We start from the raw sequence: 26,467 nt of genomic DNA, 5'->3' as shown, positions 1-26,467 counted from the left end.
CCCATCAGCTGAAGATGCGGATGTAGCTCTTCGCCAGGCTCGGTGCGCGCTCCTTCACCCACACGCCATCGCCCGTCACGCTGTCGCGCTCGCCCTTGCCGTTGGTGTTGCCCTCGATGGTGGAGAGCTTGCGGCTGGCGAGCGGCTGGTCGTCGGTGACGATGCCGATGTGCGAGAAGTCGAACACCACGAAGTCGCCGGCGCGCGCCTTCTGCGTTTCGTCGAGCACCTGGAGCTTGCGCTGGCGTGCCCACTTCTCCCAGCCGAAGGCGCTGGCATCGCGGCAGCGCCACTTGTCGGCGAGCGAGAACGAGTCCAGGTGCAGCGCCTCGCGCACGGCCTCGTTCTCCAGCCACTCGCGCATGACCCACGCGGTGTAGGCCGCGCACCACGGCCACGCGCCCGGCGCGAGCCAGGTGGCGCCCTGGTATTCGACGATGCGCGCGCCGGTGTTGTTGACGGCCGCTTCGCGCGTGCCGACTTCGGTGCGCGCGATCTCGAGCATCTGGTCGATGAGTTCCTTCATGGCTGTTCCTCCGGAGGTGATGGCGGCGTTGCGGCCGCAGGTTTCTTTACGGGTGCGGCGCGCGGCTTGCCCGGCAGCGCGCGCCACACGGTGATGGCGACGACGTAGAGCGCGGTCGTCAGCAGCATCGAGAGAAACATGTACCAGCGCTCCAGGCGCCCGGTCATGGCGTGCTGCGCGCTTTCTTCCCACAGCAGCTCGCGGCTCTCGACGAGCTGCGGGCCGCCGAACATCTTCACGGCCTCGGCGATGCGCATGCCCTTGCTGCGCTTTGCGCCCATCTCGTGCAGCTCGCCGCGGATGTGGCGCGTCTGCTCGCTCGCAGGGCGCTCGGCGGGGTACGCGTAGACATAGGTGCGCACCACGTCGCGGTAGGTGAAGAAGGCCCAGAACGCCGCGGCCAGCAACACCAGCGCGAGCACCGCGAGCCAGCGTTGGTTGGCCGACGAGAGCCGCTTGCGGATCAACAGGCTCAACGCCAGCAGCACGATGGTGGTGCCGAACGACACCATGCCGATGGACAGCTGCGCGCCCTCGATGGGCGGCACGAGCTCCGAGAGGAAGGAGTTGAACAGCGCAAGCGTGGCGACCACCGACGCGGCCGCCGAAGCGACGATCGCCACGAGGCTGTCGAACGGTCCGCCGGGGCGTGCTTCGGTGGCCATGGTGATCAAGCGTGGATCAACGCGCGGGCGGCACCGTGATGCTTGCGGGCGCCATGAACAGCAGGTCGGGGCTGGTCGCATCGAGCAGGTGCCCGTGGACCGGCATGAAGCGCGTGAGGCCGCGGGCCATGACGAGGTCGGCCATCTCGCGGTACTTGAAATCGGGCCCGACCCACAGCCGCATTTCGCCGCGCTGCACCTCGCCAGTGGAGGGCGAGGTCGGGCGCTCGAAGCTCAGCAGCGTGAGCAGCTCCAGGATGAGCTCCGGGTCGTCGGGCTGGTCCACCAGGCCCGCGGGCAGCACGTACACGCGCAGGGGTTCGCCCAGGTCCTTGCCGTCCTCGCCGCGCACCTTCACCGTGACCTGGCGGAACTCCAGCGGCTTCTCGCCGTTGACCATGCGCGCCTGCATGGCCTGCACCGGACGGGAGGCGTCGGCGAGCTTCTGCAGCTCGGGCTCGCCGATGGGGCGCGTGGCGGCCTGCGCGTTGATCTGCTGCGCCACGCCGTTGGCATTGCGCAGGTAGTAGCGCGAGAGCGCGAGCTCGCGCGAAGGCAACGCGGGCGCACGCTGCGCGACCAGCCGCGCGGTGGTGTCGACGCTCGCTAGCAGGTTGCGGTGCTGGTCGATGTCCACGGGCCGGCGGTAGGCGCTCGACGGCAGCTGCAGCGCCTTGGCCTGGATGAGGCTTGTGCGATCGACCTCGACGGCCGCCGTGTAGCGCGCGGCCTGCGCCATGTCGACGCGCGCGCGGGGCTGCAACGCGGTCGCGGGCCGTGTGGCGGCGGCCTCGGGCACGAAGGCCGAGACGCGCGTCTGCGCGGGAATGCGGTTGGTGGCGGTGACCTGCGGGTTCATCGCGCGGAAGGCCTCGACGGTGGGCCGGTCGGCCACCACGCCGCGGCGCTCCAGGTACTGGTTGACCGTCTGCTGGCGCGGCACGATCTCGACCTGGCGGACGATGCCGGTGTCGGTTGGCGGGCGCAGCGCCGAGGCCGCGGGCATGTGGCGCTGGGGTGGGCGTTGAGGTGCCGACCATTGCGCGGCGGGCGCTGCGCGGTCGGGGCTGCGCTCCAGCGGAATGGCGGTGGCGGCGCGGTCGCTGCGCGCCATGCGCGGGGCGGGCTGCGCGAGCGCATCGCCCAGGCTCGCGGCGAGCAACGGCACAAGCACGAGGACAGGAAAGACCGGCAGGACCCGCATGGCGCCTTCTCCATCTGGGACGACGCTGGCCAATCTAGGCGCGGCGGGCGCGCCGCGCATCCATCGAACGCGGGATGCGGCGCCGCCGTGCGTTGTAGGCACGGCCGGCGGCTAAGCCATCCGGCCTGTGCCGGCGGCGCGGATGAGGCCCTACGGCCTACAGGAGAGCGTTACTTCGAGCCGCCCGAGTACTTGGTGACGCTGCTGGCGCTCACGTGGTAGCCGCTCACGCCCATCATCGAATCGTTGCGCTGCGTTTGCAGCTTGCCGGTGACCCACACGGTGTCCATCGCGCGGAACTTGGCGCCCTTCTGCGGAATGACGTGCAGGATCTGGTTGGCCGGCGGCGGCGGCGTGTGGATGCAGGCGCCGAAGTAGGGCACCAGCAGGAACTCGGTGACTTCGCCCTTGGCCTCTTCGAGCGGCACGATGAAGCCGGGGATCTTGATCTCGGCGCCGTTCATCGCGGGGTTGGTCGGTGCGTTGTTCGACACCTCCTGCATCTTCATGAGCATCTCGTTGGCGCGCGGGTCCCCGTCGTCCAGCGCGCTCAGGTCCATGTCCTTGAAGTCCTTGGCCGGGTCCCAGTCCTTGGGCACCAGTTCTTCCCAGGTGATCTGGCGCGGCTGGCCCGGCGTGCCCTTGGCCACGGCGGGTGCAGCGGCCTTGCCGCCGAGCGGGTTCGATGCGGTGGTGTCCTTGGGGGCGGGCTCGGCGGCCCACGTCAGTGCTGCGAGGCCGGCGCCCGCCAGCAGCAATGAAAGGCGAGTGAAAGCGTCGGTCGGGAAAGTCTTCTTTGCGATGCGCATGGTTCAAATCCTCGGTGAGAGGCCGTCGGCCAACGAGAGTCGGTAGGCGCGAATGCCGGGCAAAAGGCTGGCCAGCCAGCCTGCCACCAGCAGGCTCGCCATCAGCAGCCATTCGTTGAGTGTAGGTTCCGAGAGGCTCAGTGTCAGCCCGAACTGCGACTGCAGCCACGGCGAGAGGAGGGCGATGCCCAGCACCGCCATCACCACGCCCAGGGCCACGCCCAGCACGGTGACCATCGCGCCTTCGAGCGCGAGCAGCGCCAGCACATGGCGCAAGCCGGCGCCCACGGCGCGCAGCACGGCCAGTTCGCGGCGGCGTTCGTTCAGGCCCGCCATCACCACGGAGACGAGGCCCGCGAGACTAACGAGCGCGACCAGCGCCGACATCAGCAGGAGCGCGTTCTCGCCGATGCCGATCACGCTCCACAACTCGTCCAGCGCCACGCCGGGGAGGATGGCCATCAGCGGCTCGCCGTTGTAGGTGGAAATCCAGCGCTGCACGCCGAACACCGCGGCGCGGTTTTTCAGGCCCACGAGCGCGGCCGTCACGTTCTTGGGCGTGAGGTCGAACTTGCGCACCTGCTCGGCGGGAATCTTCACGCCCGGCATCGGCGCGCCGCCGACCCATTCGAGGTGGATGGCTTCCATGGCCGCGAGGCCGATGTGCACCGTGCGGTCCACCGGCGTGCCGGTGCGCGCGAGCACGCCGACCACGGTGAAGGGCTTGTCGGCATGCTCGGCCACGTTGAGCTCGCCGCTGCCGTGCGCGAGCGTGATCTTCTGGCCCACGTGGTAGCCGAGCTTGTCGGCCACCTCGGCGCCCACCACCGCATCGAACAGTTCGCTGAAGGGCTTGCCCTCGCGCAGCTTCAGCAGTTGCTTGTCGCCATAGCGAAAGTGCGCGAAGTACTCGGGCGACGTGGCCAGCACCGCGAAGCCGCGGTGCGAATCGCCCAGCGACAGCGGCACGACCCAGTCGACGCCCTGGTGCGCGGCCAATGCCTGCACGCTCTTCCACGAGATGTTGTTGGTGGCCGCGCCGATGCGGAACACCGAGTACAGCAAGAGCTGCGTGGAGCCGGTGCGCGCGCCGACGATGAGGTCGGTGCCCGAGACGGACGAGGCGAAGTTCTCGCGCAGCTCGGTGCGGATGCGTTCGACGCCGAGCAGGAGGAAGGTCGAGAGCGCGATCGAGAAGACGGTGAGCGCGAGCGTGAAGCGGCGGTTCCAGGCGCTGCGCCACGCAATCGAAAAGAGCGCCTTCATGCGTCCACCGCCATAGCAGTCGAAGCTGCGCGATTGATTTCCGGCAACAGCACATGCCGCGCAAAGCGCTGCGCGATGCGCTGGTCGTGGCTCACGAACACGAGCGCGCTGTGATTGACCGCGCAGGCCGTGAGCAGCACGTCGAGAAAGGCCTCGCGCCGGTCTTCGTCGAGCGCGGAGGTGGGCTCGTCGGCGATCACCACCTCGGGCTGGCCGATGAGCGCGCGCGCCGCGGCCACGCGCTGCTGCTGGCCTACGGAGAGCTGCAGCGCCTGGCGCTTCCAGAGGTTGCGGTCCAGGCCCATCTGGTCGAGCAGGTGCTCGGCTTCTTCACGCGAACTGCCGTTGCGCGCGGCCTGCGCTTCGCGCCGGGCCGAGAAGCGGCAGGGCAAGAGCACGTTGTCCAGCACGCTCAGGTAAGGCAGGAGGTTGAACTGCTGGAAGATGTAGCCCACGTGGGCCACGCGGCTGCGGTCGCGCGCGGCGCCCGAGAGCTGCGACCAGTCGTGCCCCAGCAGCATGACACGGCCTTCGTCGGCCACCAGCACGCCGGCCAGCAGCGACAACAGCGTGCTCTTGCCGCAGCCGCTCGGGCCGTGCAGGAACACCGATTCGCCGGCGCTGATGCGGAAGGCCTCGATGTCGATGCACGGCGCCTTCACGCCGGGCCATGCGAAGCGCAGGGACTCGGCCGAGAGCACGACGCGCAAGGGCGTCGCATCGGCCTGCGAAGCGGTGCTCACAGTTTTACTTGCCCCAGCCAAGGCGTGCGGGCTGGGCCGCCTGCGCGCCGGCGGGGCGCTTGAGCTGGCGCTTGAACTGGCCTTGCGACGAAGCGATCTGCGAATCGATCTGGCGCAGGCCCTTGAACACGCTGAACAGGTTCAGGTCGATGAACTTCGCGGCGGCCGCGTTGGTGCAGTTGAAGGAGAAGGTGGCGTCCAGGTCCGCATGGCCCACGGGCTCGCTCGGGTCGGGGTTGCCCAGGCCCAGCGCGCCGGAGCGCAGGTCGACCGGGCCGAGCTTGCAATTGGCCGCGGGGTCGATGGCGAAGAGCTTGTCGGCCGCGCGCAGCTGGGCGACGGCGGCCTCGACGGTGGCCTTCTCGGCATCGGTCTTCGGGGCGCGTTCGAAGCCGACGATGTTGTCCAGGGGCGACTCCATGTCGATCACCACGGTGGGGCCGTCGATGGCCACGTCCAGCTTCATCTGGCCGTGCACGTGGGCGTGCTGCTGCTGGGCTTGCGCGGAAACGAAGGGGGCTGCAGCGAACAGTGCTGCGGCGAATAAGGAGGGGAGTGCGAGACCGGAGATGCGTCGGAGTCGGATGTGGTGTTTCATGGTTCTGCGCCTTGCCGGGTCGGCAGCCCCGGCGTGTTGCTCCATTCGCTCCAGCTGCCGGCATAGAGCGCGGTCGTCCCGAGCCCGGCGATCTGCATCGCAAGCAGGTTGGGCACCGCGCTCACGCCGCTGCCGCATTGGTGGACGACCGTCGCCGCGTCGCGTCCCGCGAGCAGCGCTTCGAACTCGGCACGCAATTGCGATGCCGGCTTGAACTTGCCGTCGGGGCCGAGGTTCTCGGCGAAGGGCCGGTTCAGGGCCCCGGGGATGTGACCGGCAATCGGGTCCAGAGGTTCCATCTCGCCGCGATACCGTGCACCGGCTCTCGCGTCGATCAGCTGCTGGTCAGCTTGGCCGAGCCGATGCAACACGGTGTCGGTAGTGACGAGCCTGGCCAACGGCTCGCCCTGTACGAAATTCGACTGGAAGCGTGCGGGCTCCTCGCGGTCGGTCACCTCGCCGCCCGCGGCCTGCCAGGCCTGCAGGCCGCCGTCGAGCACGGCGACCGCATCGTGGCCCATCCACTTGAGCATCCACCACAGGCGCCCGCAGTAGTTGGCGCCGTTGCGGTCGTACACCACGGCCTGCATGTCGTTGGAGAAGCCGATGCCCGAGAGCCATGCCGCGAACTTCTCGCGGCTGGGCAGCGGATGGCGACCGCCCGAGGCGGGCACGCCGTCTTCCTGCGCCACCACCACGTCGCCGTGCGCGCCGGGCACGCCGTGTCTGGCGCTCAGGTCGGTGTCCAGGTTGGCGTACAGCGCGCCGGGAATGTGGGCCGCCGCGTAGAGCTGCGGGCCGGCCTCGGGCTTCATGAGTTCGAAGCTGCAGTCGAACACCATGTGAGGCGTTTCGCTGTTCTGCAGTTGCTGGAGTTGTTCGACGCTGACGAGGGTGGTGTACATGGCGTGTTCTCCTTGGGGGTGAGATGCTTCAGTGTTCTTCGGCCGGCGCCTTGGGCACCGCCCGCTGGCGCAGCACGGTGGCCGCGATGCCGCTCACCACGATGAGCGCCATGCCGCCCCAGCCGGCGGCGTCGATGCGGTCGTCGAACACCACCACGCTGTAGAACGCAGCGAAGATGATGCCCGAGTACTGCAGGTTGGCCACCACGAGCGTACCGGCCTCGGTCTTGGCGGTGGCGTAGGCGCGGGTCATGCAGAGTTGTCCGAGGGCGGCCAGGAGGCCGATCGGCAGCAGCCACAGCGCATGCTGCCAGGTCCACGAACTGCTGCCCGAAAACCCGGTGGCCGCGGTCGCGAACGCGCCCGCCACGGCCGAGCCGACCGCGAAATAGAACACCGTGCGCAGCTCGGGCTCGCCGATGCGCGAAAGCGCCACCACCTGCATGTAGGCGAACGCGGCCGTGAGGCCCGACAGCAGGCCCAGCATGCCCGCGAAACCTTCGTTGCCGCTGACCGTGGGCTTGAGCATCAGCACCACGCCGATGAAGCCCGCGAGCACGGTCATCGCAAGCGCGCCCTGCAGCGGCGGGCGCGCCACTCGGCCGTCGCGCCCGGGCACCGGCACCCACGCGAGCAGCGCGCCGCCGATGAGGAAGGCTGCGACCCACACGCTGCTCATGTAGTTGAGCGTGACGGCGGTGGCCAGCGGCATGTGCGCGATGGCGTAGAACCAAGCGCCCAGCGAGATCACGCCGATGGTGCTGCGCCAGGCGTGCATGCCGGGGTACTTGGTGGCCAGCGAGATACGCATCCTGCGCGCGAGCAGCCAGAGAAAAACGATGCCGATGAGGCCGCGCCCCAGCACCATCTCGCCGCTGTTGAACCACTGGGACGCGATCTTCACCACGACGCTCATGGTCGCGAACAAAAAGGCGCCGAGCACCATCCAGAGCGCTTGCATCGTCTCTACTTCATGTAAGGGGAAAGAATGCCCCGGAGGCCCCGGGGCGAGACCGGCGTCACGCGGGTTGCTGCTGCATCGCGGCCTTGTACCACTCGTGGAACTGCTGCATGCCGTCTTCCATCGGGCTCTGGTAGGGGCCGGTCTCGTTGTCGCCGCGCAGCATCAGCGCGCGGCGGCCGGCGTCCATGCGCTCGGCGATCTCGTCGTCTTCCACGCAGGTTTCCATGTAGGCGGCCTGCTGGGCTTCGACGAATTCGCGCTCGAAGGCGACGATTTCCTCGGGATAGAAGAACTCGACCATGTTGAGCGTCTTGGTCGGGCTCACCGGGTGCAGCGTCGAGACGGTGAGCACGTGCGGATACCACTCGACCATCACGTGCGGGTAGTAGGTCAGCCAGATCGCGCCGTACTTGGGCGGCTTGCCGTCGCGGTACTTGAGCAATTGCTCCTGCCACTTCTGGTAGACCGGGCTGCCCGCGCGGCCCAGGCGGTTGGCCACGCCCACGGTCTGCACCGAATAGTTCTGGTTGAACTCCCAGCGCAGGTCGTCGCAGGTGACGAAGCTCCCCAGGCCCGGGTGGAACGGGCCGACGTGGTAGTCCTCCAGATAGACCTCGATGAAGGTCTTCCAGTTGTAGTTGCACTCGTGCAGCTCGACGCGGTCCAGCGCGTAGCCCGAGAAGTCGAGGTCCGCCTGCGGGCCGAGGCCGCGCATGTCGGCGGCCACGTCGCGGCCCGTGCCGTCGGCATTCTTCTCGAACAGCAGGCCGTTCCACTCGGTGAGCGGGTAGTTGTGCAGGTTCAGGCACGGGTCCTGGTCGAAATGCGGCGCGCCGATCAGGGTGCCGGTGGTGCGCGCATCGCTCGCGGCGTAGGTCCAGCGGTGCAGCGGGCAGACGATGTTGCCGCCGGCCTGGTTGTCCAGCTGGCCGCGGCCCTGCAGGATCAGCGCCTGGCGGTGGCGGCACACGTTGGAGATCAGCTCCACGCCCTTGGGCGTGTGGACCAGCGCGCGGCCCTGGTGCTCCTGCGGCAGGGTGTGGAAGTTGCCCATTTCGGGCACGGCGAGGCGATGGCCGACGTAGCGGGGCCCTCGCGAGAAAAGGTTTTGCATTTCGCGGGCGTACAGGGCCTCGTCGAAATACGCGGAAACTGGAAGTTGGCTCGCGGCCTGCTGCAGTTGAAGACTTAAATCAGACATGGAGGACCTGACCAAGCTCCCCACAGGGAGAAAAAAAGGAAATAACGGAAGGCGCCGTCTGAAGGTGCAACGGCCCGAGAGGTGTGTTGGTTTGCCAACAAGAAGAGTTCGCATTGTACCTGCGGGCCCCCATTTGTCCCCCCGTCCTAAAATGCCCTGTTTCACCCACGTTCCGTTGCATGCCCAAGGTGCCTTCCCCTTCCTCATCCAGCCCGGCGGCCACGCCCGATACGGGGCCGTTGCCCGCCAGTTACGAAGCCGGGCTTCAGGAACTGGAGCAACTGGTTGCAGAACTCGAATCGGGCCAGTTGCCCCTGGACCAGCTGCTCGGCAGCTACCAGCGCGGCGCCGCATTGCTCGCCTTCTGCCGCGACAAGCTGCAGGCGGTCGAAGACCAGATCAAGGTGCTCGATGCGGGCAGCCTGAAGGTCTGGACGGCCGAATGAGCGCGGCCACCATGACCGAATGGAATGCCGCCCGGCTCGCCGGCTGGAGCGAGCCGCACCTGGCGCGCGTCGAAGCGGCGCTCTCGCGCTGGGTCGGCGTCGATTCGCCGGTGCTCCTGGGCGATGCGATGCGCTATGCGGTGCTCGACGGCGGCAAGCGGCTGCGGCCCTTGCTGGTGCTCGCGGCCAGCGAGGCGGTCGGCGGCAACGAAGCTGCTGCGCTGCGCGCGGCCTGTGCCACCGAACTGATCCACGCCTATTCGCTCGTGCACGACGACCTGCCCTGCATGGACAACGACGTGCTGCGCCGCGGCAAGCCCACGGTGCATGTGAAGTTCGGCGAGGCCGATGCGCTGCTCGCGGGCGACGCGCTGCAGGCGCTGGCCTTCGAGCTGCTCACGCCCGAGGGCGACGAGATTCCCGCGGCCACGCAGGCCACGCTGTGCCGCCTGCTCGCGCGCGCCGCGGGCAGCCAGGGCATGGCGGGCGGGCAGGCGATCGATCTGGCCAGCGTCGGCATCGCACTGAACGAAGCACAGCTGCGCGAAATGCACCGACTGAAGACCGGCGCGCTGCTGCAGGGCAGCGTCGAGATGGGCGCCGCCTGCGGCAACGTTTCGTCCGCCGCGCTGAAGGCGCTGTGCGCGTACGGCGCGGCCATCGGCCTCGCGTTCCAGGTGGTGGACGACATCCTGGACGTCACCGCCGATTCTCAAACCCTCGGCAAGACCGCCGGCAAGGACGCTGCTGCCGACAAGCCCACCTACGTGTCGCTGCTCGGCCTCGATGGCGCGCGCACGCAGGCGCGCCAGTTGCTGTCCGATGCGCTCGCCGCGCTTGCGAAGAGCGGCCTGGCCGACACCGCCGCATTGCGCGCTCTCGCCCACATGGTGGTCGACCGCGACCGCTAGGATGAAACTTACCCCCAGTCTTCGCGCACTTCGTGTCGCTTCGCCAACCCCCTTTCAGGGGGCGACACCAGCGGCCCGGCAAAGCCGGTTCCGCGATGTCTCCCGACTGAATCGCGGCAGTTTCATGCGTCGCGGGTCATGCGAAGCGTGATGGAAAACTGAGAAAAGAAACCCACATGGCTCCGCTGCTTCCCACACTCCACGACCCCTCGCCGATCCGCCAGTACGACCGCGCACAGCTGCGTCAGCTGTCCGACGAGGTGCGCGCCTGCGTGCTCGACAACGTTTCGCGCACCGGCGGGCACCTGAGTTCCAACCTCGGCACGGTCGAGCTCACGGTCGCGCTGCACCACGTGTTCAACACGCCGCACGACCGGCTGGTGTGGGACGTGGGCCACCAGACCTATCCGCACAAGATCCTCACCGGCCGGCGCGAGCGCATGCCCACGCTGCGGCAAATCGGCGGCATCTCGGGCTTTCCGCAGCGAAGCGAGAGCGAGTACGACACCTTCGGCACCGCGCACTCGTCCACCAGCATCTCGGCCGCGCTCGGCATGGCGATGGCCGCCAAACAGAAGGGCGAAGACCGCTATACCGTGGCCATCATCGGCGACGGCGCCTTGACGGCCGGCATGGCCTTCGAGGCGCTCAACAACGCGGGCGTGTGCGACTGCAAGCTGCTGGTGATCCTGAACGACAACGACATGTCGATCAGCCCGCCCGTCGGCGCGCTCAACCGCTACCTTGCGCAACTGATGAGCGGCAATTTCTACGCCGCCGCCAAGAACGTCGGCAAGAGCGTGCTGCGCGCCGCGCCGCCGCTCTTCGAACTGGCCAAGCGCTTCGAGCAGCATGCCAAGGGCATGGTGGTGCCGGCCACGTTGTTCGAGCAGTTCGGCTTCAACTACGTCGGCCCGATCGACGGCCACGACCTCGATTCGCTGGTCCCGACGCTGGAGAACCTGAAGCACCTGAGCGGCCCGCAGTTCCTGCACGTGGTCACGAAGAAGGGGCAGGGCTACAAGCTGGCCGAAGCCGATCCGGTGGCCTACCACGGGCCGGGCAAGTTCGATCCGCAGGTGGGCCTCGTCAAGTCCGCCGCGGTGGCCAAGCAGACCTTCACGCAGGTGTTCGGCCAGTGGCTGTGCGACACGGCCGCGCACGACGGCCGTCTCGTGGGCATCACGCCCGCGATGCGCGAAGGCTCGGGGCTCGTGGAGTTCGAGCAGCGTTTCCCTGATCGCTATTACGACGTCGGCATCGCCGAGCAGCACGCGGTCACCTTCGCGGCGGGCCTCGCGTGCGAGGGCCTGAAACCCGTGGTCGCGATCTACTCGACCTTCCTGCAGCGCGCCTACGACCAGCTGATCCACGACGTGGCGATCCAGAACCTGCCGGTGGTGTTCGCGCTCGACCGCGCGGGCCTCGTCGGCGCCGATGGCGCCACGCATGCGGGCGCCTACGACATCCCGTTCCTGCGCTGCATTCCCAACATGAGCATCGCCTGCCCCGCGGACGAGCGCGAGCTGCGCCAGCTGCTCACGAGCGCCTACGAACAGAACCATCCTGTGGCCGTGCGCTACCCGCGCGGCGCGGGCGCCGGCGTTGCGCCGCACCTCACGCTCGACGCGCTGCCGCTGGGCAAGGGCGAGGTGCGTCGCGAAGGCAAGCGCATCGCGATCCTCGCGTTCGGCTCGCTGCTGTATCCCGCGCTCACCGCCGCCGACTCGCTCGACGCGACGGTGGTCAACATGCGCTGGGCCAAGCCGCTCGATGTCGAACTGCTGCTGCAGGTGGCGGGCACGCACGATGCCATCGTCACGCTCGAAGAGGGCGCCACCATGGGCGGCGCGGGCAGCGCGGTGCTGGAAGCATTGCAGGCCGCGAACGTCCAGAAGCCGGTGTTGCAGCTGGGCCTGCCCGACCGCTTCATCGAACACGGCGATCCGGCCAAGCTGCTGGCATCGATCGGCCTGGATGCAGCAGGCATTACTGCGTCGATCGCGCAACGCTTCGGCACCGTCGCAGGGTAAACCCCCGCCGGGCGCCTGTAAGCCGGTTTTTACAATCAAGAAGACTTATACAAAAGTCCCCAACGCGGTCACAAGCCGCGTTTCGTTTTTTCAAAAGAACCCGGAGTGAATCAATGGATCGTCGTTCCCTCATCAAAAACGCCGGCATCGCCGGCGTTCTGGCCGCCGGCATCGCGCCCGCCGTGCACGCGCAGACGGCCGTGCGCTGGCGCCTCGCCTCGAGCTTCCCCCGTTCGCTCGACACGATTTTCGGAAGCGCTGAAATGCTCTCCAAGACCGTCAAGGCGCTGTCCGGCGGCAAGTTCGAAATCTCGGCTCACCCCGCCGGCGAGTTGATGCCCGCGTTCGGCGTGGTCGATGCGCTGCAGGGCGACACGCTCGAGATGGCGCAGACCGCCGCCTACTACTTCACCGGCAAGGACCCGATCTTCGCGTTCAGCTGCGCCGTGCCCTTCGGCCTGACCGCACGCCAGACCGATTCGTGGAAAGACTACGGCAACGGCCGCAAGCTCCTGGACGCCTTCTTCGCGCAATACAACTTCCGCACCGCCAGCGCCGGCAACACCGGCACGCAGATGGGCGGCTGGTACCGCAAGGAAATCAAGACCGTCGAGGACCTGAAGGGCCTGAAGATGCGCATGGGCGGCGGCGTGTTCGGCGAGGCCATGGCCAAGCTGGGCGTGGTGTCGCAGAACATGCCCGCGGGCGATGTGTACCAGGCCCTGGAGAAGGGCACGCTGGACGCCGCCGAATTCGTCGGCCCGTACGACGACGAGAAGCTGGGCTTCAACAAGGTCGCCCCGTACTACTACTACCCCGGCTGGTGGGAAGGCGGCGCCGACCTGGAGTTCTTCATCAACAACAAGGCCTACGCCAAGCTGTCGGACGAGAACAAGGCCATCCTGGATGCGGCCACCAAGGTCGCCGCGCGCGACATGATCGCCAAGTACGACGCCTTCAACCCGCTCGCGATCAAGCGCCTCGTGGCCGCCAAGACGCAGCTCAAGCCGTTCCCCAAGGCCGTGATGGATGCGGGCTTCAAGGCCTCGATGGAAGTGTTCGCCGAGCACGAAGCCAAGTCGCCCGACTTCAAGAAGATCCATCAGGACATGCGCGCCTTCCAGCGCGACCAGATCCTGTGGAACCGCTTCTCGGAGTACCCGTTCAACCAGTACATGAACTCGATCAAGATCTGACGCCTCGCGCTGCCGCCGGTTCGCCGGCGGCGCGCAGCAAAAAGGCCGGCCGCTTTCGCGGGCCGGCCTTTTTTCATGGGCCGCCTCTTGGAGAAGAGGCGGGTGAGTTTGTCGCTCAGGGCTTGGGGTTCTGCGCCTTGAGCGCGTCCTGCATCGCCTTCATCGGATCGCTCTCGGTGCTTTCCGCCGAGGGTTCCGGCGCAGCGGGGGCGGCACTTGGCGCGGCCCCCGGCGCGGCAGGTTCGGTCTTGGGCTCGGCGCCTGGCGCGGCCTCCTCGGGGCCGCCGTAGGGGTCGGTCGGCGTCGCGCCCTCGTCGGACTTCAGGCTGTCGCGCATCTGCGCGCCGATGTCGTCCAGGTTGACCTTCACTTCCTTGTCCAGGGCGCCCGTCACGATCTGCGGGAACGCGATGAGGATGGCCACCATGGTCAGCTGGATCAGCACGAACGGGATCGCGCCCTTGTAGATCTGCATCGTCGTCACGGGCTCCATGACCTTCTGCGTCACGCGGTCCACGTACTGCTTCTCGGGCGCGACCGAGCGCAGGAAGAAGAGCGCGAAGCCGAAGGGCGGGTGCATGAACGAGGTCTGCATGTTCACCGCCAGCAGCACGCCGAACCAGATGAGGTCGATGCCCATCTTGTGCGCCACCGGCGCCAGCAGCGGCACCACGATGAAAGAGAGCTCGAAGTAATCGAGAAAGAACGCCAGGAAGAACACCAGCACGTTCACCGCGATCAAAAAGCCCACCGGGCCGCCGGGCAGCGACGTCAGCAGGTGCTCCACCCAGATCGGGCCGTCCGCGGCCTGGAACACCAGGCTGAACACCGTCGCGCCGATCAGGATGAACATCACGAAGCTGGACAGCCGCGTGGTCGAGCCGAGCGCTTGCTTCAACAGCGAGAAGCTCATGCGACGGCGCACCCAGGCCATGATGAGCGCGCCCATGGCGCCCATCGCGCCGCCTTCGGTGGGCGTGGCCACGCCCAGGAAGATGGTGCCCAGCACCAGGAAGATCAGGAGCAGCGGCGGGATCAGCACGAAGGTGACCCGCTCGGCCAGGCGCGACAGCAGGTTGAGCTTCAGGCCCTTGTTGATGAGCGCGATCACCAGCGCCACGAACACGCCGCCACACATGGCGACCACGACCTTCTCGTCGGTTGCCACGGAGGTCACTTCATGGCCCTGGAACCAGGTGTGCACCGCTTCCATGTTGCGCGCGAGGATCACCGCCACCACCGCCGACAGCGCCGTGATGCCCACCAGCGAGGTGTAGCCGCCGCTGCCGTTCGGTTCGCGGAAGGTGCGTGCCTCGGCCGGCAGCGCGGGCACCTGCGTGGGCTTGAAGATCGCGAGGAACACCACGTACAGCACGTACAGGCCCATCAGCATGAAGCCGGGCAGGAACGCGCCCTTGTACATGTCGCCCACGCTCTTGCCGAGCTGGTCGGCCATGATGATCAGCACCAGCGAGGGCGGAATGATCTGGGCCAGCGTGCCCGAGGCCGCGATCACGCCGCTGGACAGGCGCCGGTCGTAGCCGTAGCGCAGCATGATCGGCAACGAGATCAGGCCCATCGAGATGACCGAGGCCGCGACCACGCCGGTGGTGGCCGCCAGCAGCGCGCCGACGAAGATCACCGCCAGCGCGAGGCCGCCGCGCATCGGACCGAAGACCTGGCCGACCGTGTCCAGCAGGTCCTCGGCCATGCCGCTTCGCTCCAGGATGAGGCCCATGAGCGTGAAGAAGGGCACGGCCAGCAGCGTGTCGTTGGCCATGATGCCGATCAGCCGCTGGGGCAGCCACGCCATCACCGACGACTGGAACACGCCCAGCTCGATGCCCACGAAACCGAAGAACAGGCCGCAGGCCCCGAGGCTGAAGGCCACCGGGAAACCCAGCAGCAGGAAGCAGATGAGCCCCGCGAACATGATCGGGGCGAAATTGGCAACGATGAATTCCATGGTGTTTTTTCTGGCGCCTGGCGGTTCAGTGTTGCGGCTTGGGCGCGGCGCCCGTGCCCGTGGCTGCTGCGGCAGCGGCGGCCTTGGCGGCGTCCGCCTCGGCCTGCAGGCGCAGCGCCTCGATGAGTTCGGCCTCGGCCGTCTTGTCGGTCAGCCGGCCCATCGGGTCGGGGCCCTCGCCGCGCAGGAAGGCGATGCGCTTGATCAGCTCCGACCAGCCCTGCAGCAGCAGCAGCGTGAAGCCGAACGGCAGCGCCGCCCACACGGGCCAGCGAATGAGGCCGCCCGAGTTGCCCGACATCTCGCCGGACCGGTACATCTGCATCACCACGGGCATCGACAGGTAGAGCACCGCGATGCACAGCGGCGTGAGGAAACATGAGAAGCCGATGATGTCGATCCACACCTGCTTCCTCTTGGACAGGCGGCTGTTGAGCACGTCGATCCGCACGTGCTCGCGGTGCAGCAGCGTGTAGCCCGCGGCGATCAGGAACGACCACGCGAAGAGGTACCACTGCACTTCGAGGAAGGCGTTGGAACTGGTGTTGAAGACCTTGCGCACGATCGCGTTGAGGGCGCTGATCACCGTGGCGGCCAGGATGAGCCAGATGGCGTATTTGCCCACCTGGGCATTGAGCCAGTCGATGGCTCGGGACAGCTTGAGCAAGCCTTGCATTACATCTCCATTTTTGTATTGGATGCCCCCAGATACGACCGCACCCGACGCTCTGGCCTTGTATGCCAGCGGGTCGGGTGCGTGAGGCGGTGCGAATTCTATCGGTGTAGTGGAAAAGTTCCTTGAGGGCCTACCCAGGGGCTGCGGCTGGTCATAATGCCGTCATGGCCCAGACACCGAGACACACCTCGTCTGCCGCCGGGGCGGCGCCGCACTCCATCGATTCGCCCGACATGTGCCGCGCTGGCCGCGACCTGCTCTCGCTGGCCCTGATCGACGCGCGCAACCACACGCTGCACCTGCTGACCCTCTACGAAGAAGCGCTGGGCTCCGAAGCCCTCGCCGTGCCGCCCGTTCCCGAAGACGAAGGCGTGGTGCCCCCCGTGTGGCTGGCCGGGCACATCGGCTGGTTCGCCGAGTGGTGGATCGGGCGCAACACGCAGCGCGCCTTCGGCATCGACTGCCCGGTGCGGCCCACGCGCCTGGCCGCCATCGAGCCCAGTGCCGACGACTGGTGGAACCCGGCGCAGAGTTCGCCCGGCCGCCGCTGGTCGGCCGACCTGCCTTACCTCGGCCAGACCAAGGCCTACCTGCTCGAAACGCTGGAGAGCACGCTCGAGCTGCTCGAGCACGCGGCCGAGACCGATGCGGGCCTGTACTTCTATCGCCTCGCGCTGTTCCACGAAGACCTGCGCGGCGAGCAGTTCGTGGTGATGGCGCAGACGCTCGGGCTGCCGTTGGGCATCGAGCAGGCGCCCATCGCCGTCACGCGCGAGCCGCTCCTGGTGCCCGCCACGCGCTGGGAACTGGGCCTGGCCGAGCGCGGCTTCGCCTTCGCGCAGGAGCGCGCTGCGCACCAGGTAGACGTGCCCGAGTTCGAGATCGATGCGCAGCCCGTCACCTGGAACCAGTACATCGAATTCGTCGACGACGGCGGCTACGACCGCGAGGCGCTGTGGCATGCCGACGGCTGGCGCTGGCTGGCCGCGCAGGTCGAGGGGCGGCGCGGGCCGCGCCATGTCGAGCAGATCGGCGTGGCGCGCAACGGCACCGGCGGCTCGGTGCTGCAGCAACGCTTCGGCGTCACCGTGCGCGCGGCGGGACACCACAGTGCCGTGCACCTGAGCTGGTGGGAGGCCGACGCGTGGGCGCGCTGGGCCGGACGCCGCATCGCGACCGAGGTCGAGTGGGAAATCGCGGCGCACACCGCCGCGCGACGCGGCTTTCGCTGGGCCGACGTGCACGAGTGGACCGCGGGCACGTTGCAGCCCTGGCCCGGGTTCCGCGCCGACCCATGGAGCGCGGGCGGCGAGTTCGATCCGGTGGCCGCCTTCGGCCGCGCGCGCGTGCTGCGCGGCGCGTCGTTCGCCACGCGTGCGCGGCTGCGTTCGCCGCGCCGCCGGAGCTTCGCGCTGCCCGAGCGCGACGACGGTTTCTTCGGTTTCAGGACCTGCGCGCTGTAGCGCAGTCTGCGTCCGCCGCGCAGGCGTGTTCAGGCCGTGGCGGTTGCCGACACCTGCCGGATGCCCATGGCCTTCAGCGTGTCCGCAATGGCCGCGACAGCGCCCGGAATGCCCGCATCGCCGAAGTGCCCCATGCAGCCCACGCGGAAGGTCTCGACCTGCGTGAGCTTGCCCGGGTAGAGGATGTAGCCGCGCTTCTTCACCTCCTGGTAGAAGGTCTTGAAGTCGTAGTTCGCATCGTCGGGCGCATGGAAGGTGACGATGATCGGCGCCTGGATCGCCGGATCGAGAAAGCTGCGAAAGCCCAGCGTGGCCAGCCCGTCGATGAGCGCCTTGCAGTTGCGCGCATAGCGCCCGCCGCGCGCGGCCAGGCCCCCTTCCTCGATGTACTGCGCGATGGCCGTGTCGAGCGCGGCGACCACGTGCGTGGGCGGCGTGAAGCGCCACTGCGTGGTCTTCTCCATGTAGACCCACTGGTCGTACAGGTCCATGCTCAGCGAGTGGCAGTTGCCTTCGCACTTCTCGAGCGTACTGCGCTTGACGACGACGAAGCCCATGCCCGGCACGCCTTCGAGGCACTTGCCCGAAGCCGCGACGACCGCGTCGAAGGGCGTCTTGCGCGCATCGATCTCCAGCGCGCCGAAGGAACTCATCGCGTCGATGATCAGGCCGCGCCCATGCTTTGCAACCACCAGCGCGATCTCGTGCAGCGGGTTGAGCACGCCCGCGCCCGTTTCGCAATGCACCAGTGCCACGTGCGTGATGCCCGGGTCGGCGGCCAGCGCGCGGTCGACGTCGGCGGGCGACACCTGCTTGTCTTCGGTGTAGTCGATGGTGGTGAGCTTGCGGCCCAGCACCTTGCAGATTTTCGCCAGGCGCTGGCAGTACGCGCCGTTGCTCGGCACCAGCACATGGCCGCTGCGCGGAACGAGGGTGCCGATGGCCGCTTCCACCGAGAAGGTGCCGCTGCCCTGCAGCGGAACGCATTCGTGCGTGCCCGTGCCGTGCACGATGTCCAGCACGTTCTTGCGGATGCGCGCGGTGATCTGGTTGAAGTCGGCGTCCCACGATCCCCAGTCGCGCAGCATCGCCTGGCGCGTGCGGTCCGAGGTGGTGAGGGGGCCGGGTGTGAGCAGGATGGGGTGGGGGGCTTGACTCATGGTGTCTCCAGGCGGGGAAAGGAAATGAGGAAAGAGAAGCAAGGCCTGCCTCAGCCGCGGCTGAGGTTGCGCCAGGCCTGCGTGCGCGCGAGCAGCACGCGCGTGAGCAGCGAATAGGCGATGCACACGAGCGTCGAGGTGACCACGATCAGGCTCGCGAGCGCCGCGGCCGGGCCGATGTCGCCGGCGTCGTCCAGGTGCATGATTGCGACCGACGCGAGGATGGTCTCGGGCGTGTAGAGAAAGATGGCGCACGACAGGCTCGCCATCGACACCACGAAGAAGTAGCGCCCGATGTCCAGGATGGCCGGCAGGCACACCGGCACCGTCACGCGCAGGAAGGTCTTGAAGAACGGCACCTTGAGCGAGGCCGACACGGCCTCGAACTCGTTGTCGATCTGCTTGAGCGCCGTCACCGCCGTGAGGTGGCTGGAGGTGTAGTAGTGCACCACCATCGAGATGACCAGGATCGCCATCGTCTGGTAGAGAAAATTCAGCGGGTTGGCCGGATGGTTGAAGAACATCACGTAGCCCAGGCCGAGCACCAGGCCCGGCACCGCCATCGAGAGCACGGCCATCAGGTGCATGCCCTTGCGCATGAGGCCCAGGTTGCGCGTCTTCTCGATCAGGTAGGCGCCCACGAAGACGATCAGCGAACCGGCCACGGCAGTGACCATCGCCACCAGCAGGCTGTTGCCGTAGGCCGCGGCCATGTCGCTCTCCACCAGCACGAAGTGGTAGTGCTTGAGCGTGAGCGACAGGTCGTAGGGCCAGAGCGAAATCAGCGAGGTGTAGATCGCCATGCCGATGGTGGCCAGCAAGAGGGCGCACACCACGGTGCAAAAGAGCGTGAGCAGTGCATCGGCCACCTTGCGGCGCTTGGGGCTGTAGGGCACCGAGCGCGCGGTGAGCTGCGCCTTCAGCTTGCGCCGCACCACATAGTCGATCACGAACGAGACGATCGAGGGCAAGAGGAGCAGCATGCCCACCACCGCGCCGATGGAGAAGTTGTGCTGCCCCACCACCTGCTTGAACACATCGACCGACAGCACGTTGAAGTTGCCGCCGATCACCTTGGGCGCGCCGAAGTCGCTCACCACGTAGGTGAAGACCACCGTGGCCGCGCTGATGAGGCCGTACTTGCACGAGGGCAGCGTGATGGTCATGAACTGGCGCAGCGGCCGCGTGCGCAGCGCGGTGGCCGCCTCGTAGAGCCGGCCGTCGGCCAGCGACAGCGCGGTGACCAGGATCATCAGCGCATGCGGAAAGGTGTTGTAGACCTCGGCCATGATGATCCCCGGCGCGCCGTAGATCGACATGCCGCCCAGGAGGAACTTGAGCGCGCCCTGGTTGCCGAACCACTGCACGAACGAGATGGCCGACAGCAGCGAGGGCGCGAGCAGCGGAATGAGCGCGATGAGCCGGAACACGGCCTTGAGCGCCACCGGCATGCGGCTGCGCGTGAGCGCATAGGCGAAGACGAACGCCGTGGGCACCGAGATCGTCACCACCGCCGCCGACACCCAGATCGAGTTCCAGGCCGCGCGCAGCAGGCTCGGCGTCTGGAAGTAGGTGATGAAGTGCGCCAGGCCGACGAAGCGGCCGTCCTTGTCCTGCACCGCGTGCGCGAGGATGGTGAAAAGCGGCGCGACGAGAAACACGAACAGCATCGCCATCACGACGAACAGGATGCAGCGCGCGATGGTCTCGTCGCGGCTCCAGCGCATCGCGGGCCGCGCGCCGAACGACGCCTTCATGGCGGTGGGGTGGGCCAGCGTGTTCATGGCTTGGGCGTGCGTGCGGCGGAGAAGGCGCGGATGCGATTGGCGCGCAGCGCGATGTCGATGGTGTTGCCTTCGCGGATGTCCAGGTCGTGCAGTTGGTTGAGCGAGAAGTGCAGGCCCAGCACCTGCCCGTGCAGCGCATCGGCGGTCACCTCGGCGATGCAGAGGCCGCCGAGGAACTCGACCTTCGTCACCTTCGCCTGCAGGCGGTTGGGCGTGTCGTCACCCAGGTGCTCGACCGCGCGGTCTTCGGGACGCAGGTACAGGTTGACGGCCTCGCCGGGCTCGAAGGCGCCGTCGCAGGCATCGCATTCGAGCTCCATGTCGCCGACCTGGAAGCGGTGGTTGCCCAGCGCCACCGAACGCAGCACGTTGACCTTGCCCACGAAGTCCGCCACGAAGGGCGTGGCCGGCTGCTCGTAGACCTCCATGGGCGTGCCCACCTGCTCGATCACGCCGTGGTTCATGACCACGATGCGGTCGGCCATCGAGAGCGCTTCTTCCTGGTCGTGCGTGACCATGATGGTGGTGATGCCGACCTGCTTTTGCAGCCGGCGGATCTCGCCGCGCAGACGAATGCGCTCCAGCGCGTCGAGCGCCGAGAGCGGCTCGTCGAGCAGGAGGAGGCCGGGGCGCGTGGCGAGCGCGCGGGCCAGGGCCACGCGCTGCTGCTGGCCGCCGGAGAGCTGGCTCGGGTACTTGTTGCCCGAAGTCGGCAGGCCGACGAGCTTCAGGAGCTCTTCGACGCGCGCCTTGATCTCGCCCCTCTTCGCGCGGCTGTTGACCAGGCCATAGCCGATGTTCTCGGCGATCGAGAGGTTGGGAAAGAGCGCGTACGACTGGAACACGATGCCGTAGTCGCGCTTGTCCGGCGAGAGCCAAGAGACGTCCTTGCCGTTCTGCAGGATCTGTCCGGCGGTCTGCGTCTCCAGTCCCGCGATGATGCGCAGGAGCGTGGTCTTGCCGCAGCCCGAGGGGCCGAGAAAGCACAGCATCTCGCCCGGGTTCACGCGCAGGTGCACGTCGCGCAGCGCGCTGAAGGTCTCGAAGTCCTTGCGCACGCCGACGATCTCCAGCGCTGCGGGAGCGTTCGTCGGTACCGGGCTGGCAATGAATCGGGTGTCGGTCATGTCCATTTTTCGCACTCGTCGTTGGCGGGCGCCGCAAGGATCGGCGTCGCGGGTTGAAGAAGGACGGCGGCCGGATCGGGCTTCTTCGCGAGACACCGCGGAACCGGCTTTGCCGGGCCGCTGGTGTCGCCCCCGGTAGGGGGTTGGCGAAGCGACACGAAGTGCGCGCAGCCTGGGGGCGAGCCTTATTTCGGTTCGGCCTTGCCTTCGTAGCGCTTGCTCCACTCGGCCAGGATGCGTTCGCGGTTCTTCGCAGCCCAGTTGATGTCGTTCTTGGCCAGCAGCTTTTCGTAGTTCTCGGGAATGCCTTCGAGCTTGGAGGCCACGCCGGGGTAGGCGACCACGGCCCACCAGGTGGAGGTGATCTGGTTGGCTTCCTTGCTGGCCATCCAGTCGGCGAAGCGCTTGGCCTGCGGCAGCTTCGCGCTGGTCTTCATGATGCTGGTGGCCTCGATGTCCCAGCCCAAGCCCTCCTTCGGAAAGATCAGGTCGACCGGCGCGCCCGACTTCTTGACTTGGTGCGCGCGGAACTCGAACGAGATGCCGATCGGGAATTCGCCCGCGCCCGCCTGCTTGCAGGGCTTGGAGCCCGAGTGCACGTACTGCGCGATGTTCTGGTGCAGCGCGTCCATGTACTTCCAGCCTTCGGCATCGCCCATGTTCTGCAGCCACGACGACACGTCCAGGTAGCCGGTGCCGCTGGAGGCCGGGTGCGGCATCGAGATGGTGCCCTTGTAGACGGGCTTGGCCAGGTCCTTCCAGGTTTCGGGCTTCGGCAGGCCGAGCTTCTGGGCTTCGATGCGGTTGAAGCAGATGGTCGCGGCCCACACGTCCATGCCGACCCAGGCCGGTGGGCGCGCGGCATCGGAGTAGGCGGGGTTCAGGTCCTTGAAGCCCTTGGGCTCATAGGGAAGGAGCATGCCTTCCTGCTGCAGCAGCGCGAGGCTGCTGGCGGCCAGGCCGGCCACCACGTCGGCCTGCGGATTGGCTTTTTCGGCCAGCAGCTTGGCGGTGACGATGCCGGTGGAGTCGCGCACCCACTTCACCTCGATGTCGGGGTTGGCCTTCTCGAAGGCGTCCTTGTAGAGCTTCATGGCGTCGGTCTCCAGCGCCGTGTAGACCAGCAGCGGGGTCTTCTGCGCCCACGCCGTACCGGCCACGAGGCCGAGGGCCGCGACACACAGGGCCGCCGTGAGACGGCGCGTGCTTTGTTTCATCGTCATCTGTTTCTCCTGAGAGGGCTTGCTGTCACTGAAGGGGTGAGTGGCGGGCTCCGGCAATGGGCGCGCCAAGGTCGGTGAACGCAATGTAGATTGACGATTGATGACTGTCAATAAAAGATTGTTGACAATTTTCAATCCTTCGGGAAAATACGCCCCATGGTCACCAGCAATCACTCCGCCGCCCTCGCGTTTCTCCAGTCCAGCTCGCTGCCGATGCTGATGCAGGAAGAAATCGAGCGTTTGATCATGACCGGCGAGCTCCCCGTGGGCAGCCGCATCAACGAGAGCGAGCTCTCGCAGCGCTTCAACACCAGCCGAGGCCCGATCCGCGAGGCGCTGCGCGCCCTCGAAGAAGCCGGCCTCGTGCGCAACGAAAAGAACCGCGGCGTCTTCGTGCGCGAGATCGCGTTCGAGGAAGCCGACGAGATCTATGAGCTGCGCGAAGCGCTCGAGGAAATCATCGGCCGCCGCGTGGCGCTGGCCATCGCACCCGACGCGATCGAGCGGCTGCGCGCCATGGTCGATGCGATGCGCTCGGCCGGCCAGGCACAGGACGTGGAGCAGTACGCGCAACTCAACCTGCAGTTCCACGAGATCCTGCTGGACACCGCCGGCAGCAGGAAGCTCACTGAAACCTACAAGCGCCTCGTGAAGGAACTGCACCTCTTCAGAATGCGCGCGCTCGACAGCGGCGGGGGCCTCCGGGTCTCGGCCGACGAGCACAGCCACATCGTCGACGCCATCGCGAGCGGCAATCCCGAGACGGCAGGACGCGCACTGCGCGAGCACGTCGCGGGCAGCCGCGCGCGCATGCACAAGGCCTTCGGCCGCGCCGATTCCGACGCGGCCCCCGCATCGAACAACCCACCCCAGAAGGAAGTCTGAAATGACACCGGAGACACTCGAAGTCAATGCCCGAAGCTATCGCTGGATGGCACGCCCCGTCGTGGTCGTGTGCGTGGACGGCAGCGAGCCGGCCTACCTCGACGCGGCCATCGCGGCCGGCGTCGCCCCGTACTTCGATCGCATGATCAGGTCGGGCGCCAACCTGCTGGGCGATTGCGTGGTGCCCTCGTTCACCAACCCGAACAACCTGTCGATCGTGACCGGCGTGCCGCCCGCGGTGCACGGCATCTGCGGCAACTACTTCTTCGACCGCGAACTGGGCCAGGAAGTGATGATGAACGACCCCAAGTACCTGCGCGCCGGCACCGTGCTGGCTGCGTTCGCCGATGCGGGCGCCAAGGTGGCGGTGGTCACGGCCAAGGACAAGCTGCGCAAGCTCCTGGGCCACCGCATGAAGGGCATCTGCTTCTCGTCGGAGAAGTCGGACCAGGTGACGATGGAAGAAAACGGCATCGACGACGTGCTCGGCATGGTCGGCATGCCGGTGCCCTCGGTCTACAGCGCGGAGCTGTCGGAGTTCGTGTTCGCGGCGGGCGTGAAGCTGATGGAGCGCCAGCGGCCCGACCTCATGTACCTCTCGACCACCGACTACGTGCAGCACAAGGCCGCGCCCGGCAGCCCCGCGGCCAACGCCTTCTACGCGATGATGGACGGCTACCTCGCGCAGCTCGATGCGCTGGGCGCCACCATCGTGGTCACCGCCGACCACGGCATGAACGACAAGCACGGCGCCGACGGCTCGCCCAACGTCATCTACCTGCAGGACGTGCTGGACGGCTGGTACGGCGCCGGCACGGCGCGCGTGATCCTGCCGATCACCGACCCCTACGTGGTGCACCACGGTGCGCTCGGCTCGTTCGCCACCGTCTATGCGCCCGACGAGGCGAGCGCGCCCGGCTGGATCGATCGCATCAGGCAGGTGCCGGGCATGGAGCTCGTGCTCTCGCGCAAGGACGCCGCCCAGCGCTTCGAACTGCCGCCCGACCGCATCGGCGACATCGTGGTCGTGAGCGAGCGCAACACGGTCATCGGCACCTCGGCGAGCCGCCACGACCTGTCGGCACTCGAAGTGCCGCTGCGCTCGCACGGCGGCGTGTCGGAGCAGCGCGTGCCGCTGATCTGCAACCGTCCGGTGACCGGCATCGCCGCCGGCCGGCGCCTGCGCAACTTCGATGCGCTGGACATCGCGCTGAACCACGCCCCATAACGAAACGTCATCCGGAGCACCTCCATGAGCCAAGTGAGCCAAGCCATCCTGAAGCCAGGCACCATCCACCGCGAGGCCCTGCGCATCGCCGGAGAAAAGGTCCATCGCGATCGCACGATCGACGTGACCTACCCCTACACCGGCGAAGTGATCGCCACCGTGCCCAAGGCCACGCTGGACGACGTGCGCAACGCCTTGCGCATCGCCCGCGACTACAAGCCCACGCTCACCCGCTACGAGCGCTACAAGATCCTGATGCGCGCGGGCGAGATCATCGCCTCGCGCCTGGACGAGATGTCGCGCACCATCACGCTGGAGTCGGGGCTCTCGCGCAAGGACTCGCTGTACGAAGTGGGCCGTGCGTCCGACGTGCTGCTGTTCGCCGCCAACCAGGCGCTGGTGGACGATGGCCAGGTGTTCTCGTGCGACCTCACGCACCACGGCAAGAGCCGCAAGGTCTACACGATGCGCGAGCCCTTGCTGGGTGCCATCACTGCCATCACGCCGTTCAACCATCCGCTGAACCAGGTGATCCACAAGGTGGCGCCGGCCATCGCGACCAACAACCGCATCGTTCTGAAGCCCAGCGAGAAGACGCCGCTCACCGCGTTCCTGCTGGCCGACATCCTCTACGAAGCGGGCCTGCCGCCGCAGATGCTGTCGGTGCTCACCGGCGACCCGAAGGAGATCGCCGACGAGCTGCTCACCAACGCCGACGTGGACCTGGTCACCTTCACCGGCGGCGTGCCCATCGGCAAGTACATCGCGGGCAAGGCCGTCTACAAGCGCCAGATCCTGGAGCTGGGCGGCAACGATCCGATCATCGTGATGGAAGACGCCGACGTCGAGGAGGCCGCCACGCTCGCGGCCAACGGCTCGTACAAGAACTCGGGCCAGCGCTGCACAGCAGTCAAACGCATGCTGGTGCACGAGTCGGTGGCCGATCAGTTCGTCGAACTGCTGGTCGCCAAGACCCGTGCGCTGAAATATGGCGACCCGATGGACCCTGAAACGGACATGGGCACCGTCATCGATGAGGCCGCGGCCAAGCAGTTCGAGGCCGTGGTCAATGAAGCCATCGCCGCCGGCGCCAAGCTGCGCTACGGCAACGAGCGCCGCGGCGCGCTCTATTCGCCGACGGTGCTCGACCATGTGGACCCGGAGATGACCGTGGCCAAGCACGAGACCTTCGGGCCGGTGTCGCCGGTGATCCGCTTCAAGAGCATCGACGAGGCGATCCGCATCTCCAACGGCACGGCCTACGGCCTCTCGTCGGCGGTCTGCACCAATCGCCTGGACTACATCACGCGCTTCATCCGCGAGCTGAATGTCGGCAGCGTCAACGTGCGCGAAGTGCCGGGCTACCGGCTGGAGCTCACGCCCTTCGGCGGCATCAAGGACTCGGGCCTGGGCTACAAGGAAGGCGTGCTCGAGGCGATGAAGAGCTTCACCAACACCAAGACCTATTCGCTGCCCTGGTAATCG

24 protein-coding genes are annotated in these 26,467 nt (G+C 67.4%); 8 read left to right on the top strand and 16 right to left on the bottom strand.

The genetic code is table 11. From position 1 onward, the window contains the following. Nucleotides 1–4: 4 nt before the first annotated feature. The 10 genes from ACZYRS_RS24520 to ACZYRS_RS24475 all read right to left on the bottom strand — a co-directional run bounded on the left by ACZYRS_RS24520 (nt 5) and on the right by ACZYRS_RS24475 (nt 8,881). Nucleotides 5–526 (bottom strand): CHAP domain-containing protein, encoded by a 522-nt coding sequence (locus ACZYRS_RS24520; RefSeq protein ID WP_463421328.1) that lies wholly within the window; start codon nt 524–526, stop codon nt 5–7. Then, complete coding sequence (locus tag ACZYRS_RS24515) at nt 523–1,191, bottom strand: hypothetical protein (protein WP_463421327.1); 669 nt, start codon at nt 1,189–1,191, stop codon at nt 523–525. The genes ACZYRS_RS24520 and ACZYRS_RS24515 overlap by 4 nt, the downstream gene beginning before the upstream one ends. A gap of 16 nt (nt 1,192–1,207) precedes the next feature. Continuing rightward, the gene (locus ACZYRS_RS24510; protein WP_463421326.1) at nt 1,208–2,395 is read right to left on the bottom strand and encodes a hypothetical protein; all 1,188 of its coding nucleotides are present in this window, start codon (nt 2,393–2,395) and stop codon (nt 1,208–1,210) included. 170 nt (nt 2,396–2,565) lie between these two features. Beyond that, nucleotides 2,566–3,204 carry a DUF3299 domain-containing protein gene (locus tag ACZYRS_RS24505; RefSeq protein ID WP_463421325.1) on the bottom strand — a complete coding sequence of 213 codons (639 nt, stop codon included), beginning with the start codon at nt 3,202–3,204 and terminating at the stop codon, nt 2,566–2,568. A gap of 3 nt (nt 3,205–3,207) precedes the next feature. Then, nucleotides 3,208–4,470: an ABC transporter permease gene (locus ACZYRS_RS24500; protein WP_463421324.1), complete on the bottom strand. Its 1,263-nt coding sequence runs from the start codon at nt 4,468–4,470 to the stop codon at nt 3,208–3,210. After that, nucleotides 4,467–5,213: an ABC transporter ATP-binding protein gene (locus ACZYRS_RS24495; RefSeq protein ID WP_463421323.1), complete on the bottom strand. Its 747-nt coding sequence runs from the start codon at nt 5,211–5,213 to the stop codon at nt 4,467–4,469. The genes ACZYRS_RS24500 and ACZYRS_RS24495 overlap by 4 nt, the downstream gene beginning before the upstream one ends. Before the next feature lie 4 nt (nt 5,214–5,217). Next, a complete protein-coding gene (locus ACZYRS_RS24490) occupies nt 5,218–5,811 on the bottom strand; it encodes a DUF2796 domain-containing protein (RefSeq protein WP_463421322.1) in 594 nt (197 codons plus the stop codon). Further along, nucleotides 5,808–6,716, bottom strand: coding sequence for a sulfurtransferase (locus ACZYRS_RS24485; RefSeq protein ID WP_463421321.1), 909 nt, complete (start codon nt 6,714–6,716; stop codon nt 5,808–5,810). The genes ACZYRS_RS24490 and ACZYRS_RS24485 overlap by 4 nt, the downstream gene beginning before the upstream one ends. A 28-nt stretch (nt 6,717–6,744) precedes the next feature. Beyond that, nucleotides 6,745–7,677, bottom strand: coding sequence for a DMT family transporter (locus ACZYRS_RS24480; protein ID WP_233101989.1), 933 nt, complete (start codon nt 7,675–7,677; stop codon nt 6,745–6,747). A 58-nt stretch (nt 7,678–7,735) separates the two neighbouring features. Then, on the bottom strand, nt 7,736–8,881 hold the full coding sequence (locus tag ACZYRS_RS24475; protein WP_463421320.1) for an aromatic ring-hydroxylating oxygenase subunit alpha: 1,146 nt from the start codon (nt 8,879–8,881) through the stop codon (nt 7,736–7,738). A 179-nt stretch (nt 8,882–9,060) separates the two neighbouring features. Between ACZYRS_RS24475 and xseB the strand changes: the two genes are divergently transcribed. From xseB to ACZYRS_RS24455, 4 genes are all read left to right on the top strand, one after another. Further along, nucleotides 9,061–9,327, top strand: coding sequence for an exodeoxyribonuclease VII small subunit (xseB, locus tag ACZYRS_RS24470; protein ID WP_093434602.1), 267 nt, complete (start codon nt 9,061–9,063; stop codon nt 9,325–9,327). Beyond that, the gene (locus ACZYRS_RS24465; RefSeq protein WP_463421319.1) at nt 9,324–10,238 is read left to right on the top strand and encodes a polyprenyl synthetase family protein; all 915 of its coding nucleotides are present in this window, start codon (nt 9,324–9,326) and stop codon (nt 10,236–10,238) included. The genes xseB and ACZYRS_RS24465 overlap by 4 nt, the downstream gene beginning before the upstream one ends. Nucleotides 10,239–10,414: 176 nt before the next feature. Then, on the top strand, nt 10,415–12,271 hold the full coding sequence (gene dxs, locus ACZYRS_RS24460) for a 1-deoxy-D-xylulose-5-phosphate synthase (RefSeq protein WP_198788054.1): 1,857 nt from the start codon (nt 10,415–10,417) through the stop codon (nt 12,269–12,271). A gap of 113 nt (nt 12,272–12,384) precedes the next feature. Further along, on the top strand, nt 12,385–13,467 hold the full coding sequence (locus ACZYRS_RS24455; protein ID WP_198788053.1) for a TRAP transporter substrate-binding protein: 1,083 nt from the start codon (nt 12,385–12,387) through the stop codon (nt 13,465–13,467). A gap of 115 nt (nt 13,468–13,582) precedes the next feature. Here ACZYRS_RS24455 and ACZYRS_RS24450 read toward each other — a convergent pair whose 3' ends face one another. Both ACZYRS_RS24450 and ACZYRS_RS24445 read right to left on the bottom strand, forming a co-directional pair. Next, nucleotides 13,583–15,433, bottom strand: a complete 1,851-nt coding sequence (locus tag ACZYRS_RS24450) for a TRAP transporter large permease (protein ID WP_463421318.1) — start codon at nt 15,431–15,433, stop codon at nt 13,583–13,585. 25 nt (nt 15,434–15,458) lie between these two features. After that, a complete protein-coding gene (locus ACZYRS_RS24445; RefSeq protein WP_198788051.1) occupies nt 15,459–16,109 on the bottom strand; it encodes a TRAP transporter small permease subunit in 651 nt (216 codons plus the stop codon). Between the two features lie 164 nt (nt 16,110–16,273). Here ACZYRS_RS24445 and ACZYRS_RS24440 point away from each other — a divergent pair, with 164 nt between their 5' ends. After that, nucleotides 16,274–17,572, top strand: coding sequence for an SUMF1/EgtB/PvdO family nonheme iron enzyme (locus tag ACZYRS_RS24440; protein ID WP_463421317.1), 1,299 nt, complete (start codon nt 16,274–16,276; stop codon nt 17,570–17,572). A 29-nt stretch (nt 17,573–17,601) separates the two neighbouring features. On the opposite strand, the gene ACZYRS_RS24435 is transcribed toward ACZYRS_RS24440, so the two are convergent. From ACZYRS_RS24435 to ACZYRS_RS24420, 4 genes are all read right to left on the bottom strand, one after another. After that, nucleotides 17,602–18,732: a 2-aminoethylphosphonate--pyruvate transaminase gene (locus ACZYRS_RS24435; RefSeq protein ID WP_198788048.1), complete on the bottom strand. Its 1,131-nt coding sequence runs from the start codon at nt 18,730–18,732 to the stop codon at nt 17,602–17,604. 50 nt (nt 18,733–18,782) lie between these two features. After that, the gene (locus ACZYRS_RS24430; protein ID WP_463421316.1) at nt 18,783–20,516 is read right to left on the bottom strand and encodes a putative 2-aminoethylphosphonate ABC transporter permease subunit; all 1,734 of its coding nucleotides are present in this window, start codon (nt 20,514–20,516) and stop codon (nt 18,783–18,785) included. Then, nucleotides 20,513–21,652, bottom strand: a complete 1,140-nt coding sequence (locus ACZYRS_RS24425; protein ID WP_198788045.1) for a putative 2-aminoethylphosphonate ABC transporter ATP-binding protein — start codon at nt 21,650–21,652, stop codon at nt 20,513–20,515. Before ACZYRS_RS24425 ends, ACZYRS_RS24430 begins: the two co-directional genes overlap by 4 nt. Before the next feature lie 179 nt (nt 21,653–21,831). Next, the gene (locus ACZYRS_RS24420; RefSeq protein WP_443083371.1) at nt 21,832–22,869 is read right to left on the bottom strand and encodes a putative 2-aminoethylphosphonate ABC transporter substrate-binding protein; all 1,038 of its coding nucleotides are present in this window, start codon (nt 22,867–22,869) and stop codon (nt 21,832–21,834) included. Between the two features lie 156 nt (nt 22,870–23,025). On the opposite strand from ACZYRS_RS24420, the gene ACZYRS_RS24415 reads away from it, so the two are divergent. The 3 genes from ACZYRS_RS24415 to phnY are packed head-to-tail and all read left to right on the top strand — an operon-like array spanning nt 23,026 to nt 26,464. Continuing rightward, entirely contained in the window at nt 23,026–23,754 is a 729-nt protein-coding gene (locus ACZYRS_RS24415) for a phosphonate utilization associated transcriptional regulator (RefSeq protein WP_463421315.1), read from the top strand. Nucleotide 23,755: 1 nt separating this feature from the next. Next, on the top strand, nt 23,756–24,982 hold the full coding sequence (gene phnA, locus ACZYRS_RS24410; RefSeq protein WP_463421314.1) for a phosphonoacetate hydrolase: 1,227 nt from the start codon (nt 23,756–23,758) through the stop codon (nt 24,980–24,982). A gap of 24 nt (nt 24,983–25,006) precedes the next feature. Continuing rightward, nucleotides 25,007–26,464, top strand: coding sequence for a phosphonoacetaldehyde dehydrogenase (phnY, locus tag ACZYRS_RS24405; protein ID WP_198789811.1), 1,458 nt, complete (start codon nt 25,007–25,009; stop codon nt 26,462–26,464). Nucleotides 26,465–26,467: the final 3 nt, after the last annotated feature.

Source organism: Variovorax sp. AC194, from assembly GCF_979257995.1.
Note: the sequence above shows the minus strand (reverse complement) of the source record. Positions and strands in the feature narration are given on the sequence as shown.

Excerpts from the sequence above, each read along its gene's own strand:
- ACZYRS_RS24475 (WP_463421320.1), bottom strand. The coding sequence starts at position 8,881 with ATGTCTGATTTAAGTCTTCAACTGCAGCAGGCCGCGAGCCAACTTCCA.
- ACZYRS_RS24500 (WP_463421324.1), bottom strand. The coding sequence starts at position 4,470 with ATGAAGGCGCTCTTTTCGATTGCGTGGCGCAGCGCCTGGAACCGCCGC.
- ACZYRS_RS24485 (WP_463421321.1), bottom strand. The coding sequence starts at position 6,716 with ATGTACACCACCCTCGTCAGCGTCGAACAACTCCAGCAACTGCAGAAC.
- ACZYRS_RS24510 (WP_463421326.1), bottom strand. The coding sequence starts at position 2,395 with ATGCGGGTCCTGCCGGTCTTTCCTGTCCTCGTGCTTGTGCCGTTGCTC.
- ACZYRS_RS24435 (WP_198788048.1), bottom strand. The coding sequence starts at position 18,732 with ATGAGTCAAGCCCCCCACCCCATCCTGCTCACACCCGGCCCCCTCACC.
- ACZYRS_RS24515 (WP_463421327.1), bottom strand. The coding sequence starts at position 1,191 with ATGGCCACCGAAGCACGCCCCGGCGGACCGTTCGACAGCCTCGTGGCG.
- ACZYRS_RS24455 (WP_198788053.1), top strand. The coding sequence starts at position 12,385 with ATGGATCGTCGTTCCCTCATCAAAAACGCCGGCATCGCCGGCGTTCTG.
- ACZYRS_RS24505 (WP_463421325.1), bottom strand. The coding sequence starts at position 3,204 with ATGCGCATCGCAAAGAAGACTTTCCCGACCGACGCTTTCACTCGCCTT.
- phnY (WP_198789811.1), top strand. The coding sequence starts at position 25,007 with ATGAGCCAAGTGAGCCAAGCCATCCTGAAGCCAGGCACCATCCACCGC.
- ACZYRS_RS24445 (WP_198788051.1), bottom strand. The coding sequence starts at position 16,109 with ATGCAAGGCTTGCTCAAGCTGTCCCGAGCCATCGACTGGCTCAATGCC.
- ACZYRS_RS24420 (WP_443083371.1), bottom strand. The coding sequence starts at position 22,869 with ATGACGATGAAACAAAGCACGCGCCGTCTCACGGCGGCCCTGTGTGTC.
- ACZYRS_RS24480 (WP_233101989.1), bottom strand. The coding sequence starts at position 7,677 with ATGCAAGCGCTCTGGATGGTGCTCGGCGCCTTTTTGTTCGCGACCATG.
- ACZYRS_RS24450 (WP_463421318.1), bottom strand. The coding sequence starts at position 15,433 with ATGGAATTCATCGTTGCCAATTTCGCCCCGATCATGTTCGCGGGGCTC.
- phnA (WP_463421314.1), top strand. The coding sequence starts at position 23,756 with ATGACACCGGAGACACTCGAAGTCAATGCCCGAAGCTATCGCTGGATG.
- ACZYRS_RS24425 (WP_198788045.1), bottom strand. The coding sequence starts at position 21,652 with ATGGACATGACCGACACCCGATTCATTGCCAGCCCGGTACCGACGAAC.
- ACZYRS_RS24490 (WP_463421322.1), bottom strand. The coding sequence starts at position 5,811 with ATGAAACACCACATCCGACTCCGACGCATCTCCGGTCTCGCACTCCCC.
- xseB (WP_093434602.1), top strand. The coding sequence starts at position 9,061 with ATGCCCAAGGTGCCTTCCCCTTCCTCATCCAGCCCGGCGGCCACGCCC.
- ACZYRS_RS24415 (WP_463421315.1), top strand. The coding sequence starts at position 23,026 with ATGGTCACCAGCAATCACTCCGCCGCCCTCGCGTTTCTCCAGTCCAGC.
- ACZYRS_RS24440 (WP_463421317.1), top strand. The coding sequence starts at position 16,274 with ATGGCCCAGACACCGAGACACACCTCGTCTGCCGCCGGGGCGGCGCCG.
- ACZYRS_RS24465 (WP_463421319.1), top strand. The coding sequence starts at position 9,324 with ATGAGCGCGGCCACCATGACCGAATGGAATGCCGCCCGGCTCGCCGGC.
- ACZYRS_RS24520 (WP_463421328.1), bottom strand. The coding sequence starts at position 526 with ATGAAGGAACTCATCGACCAGATGCTCGAGATCGCGCGCACCGAAGTC.
- dxs (WP_198788054.1), top strand. The coding sequence starts at position 10,415 with ATGGCTCCGCTGCTTCCCACACTCCACGACCCCTCGCCGATCCGCCAG.
- ACZYRS_RS24430 (WP_463421316.1), bottom strand. The coding sequence starts at position 20,516 with ATGAACACGCTGGCCCACCCCACCGCCATGAAGGCGTCGTTCGGCGCG.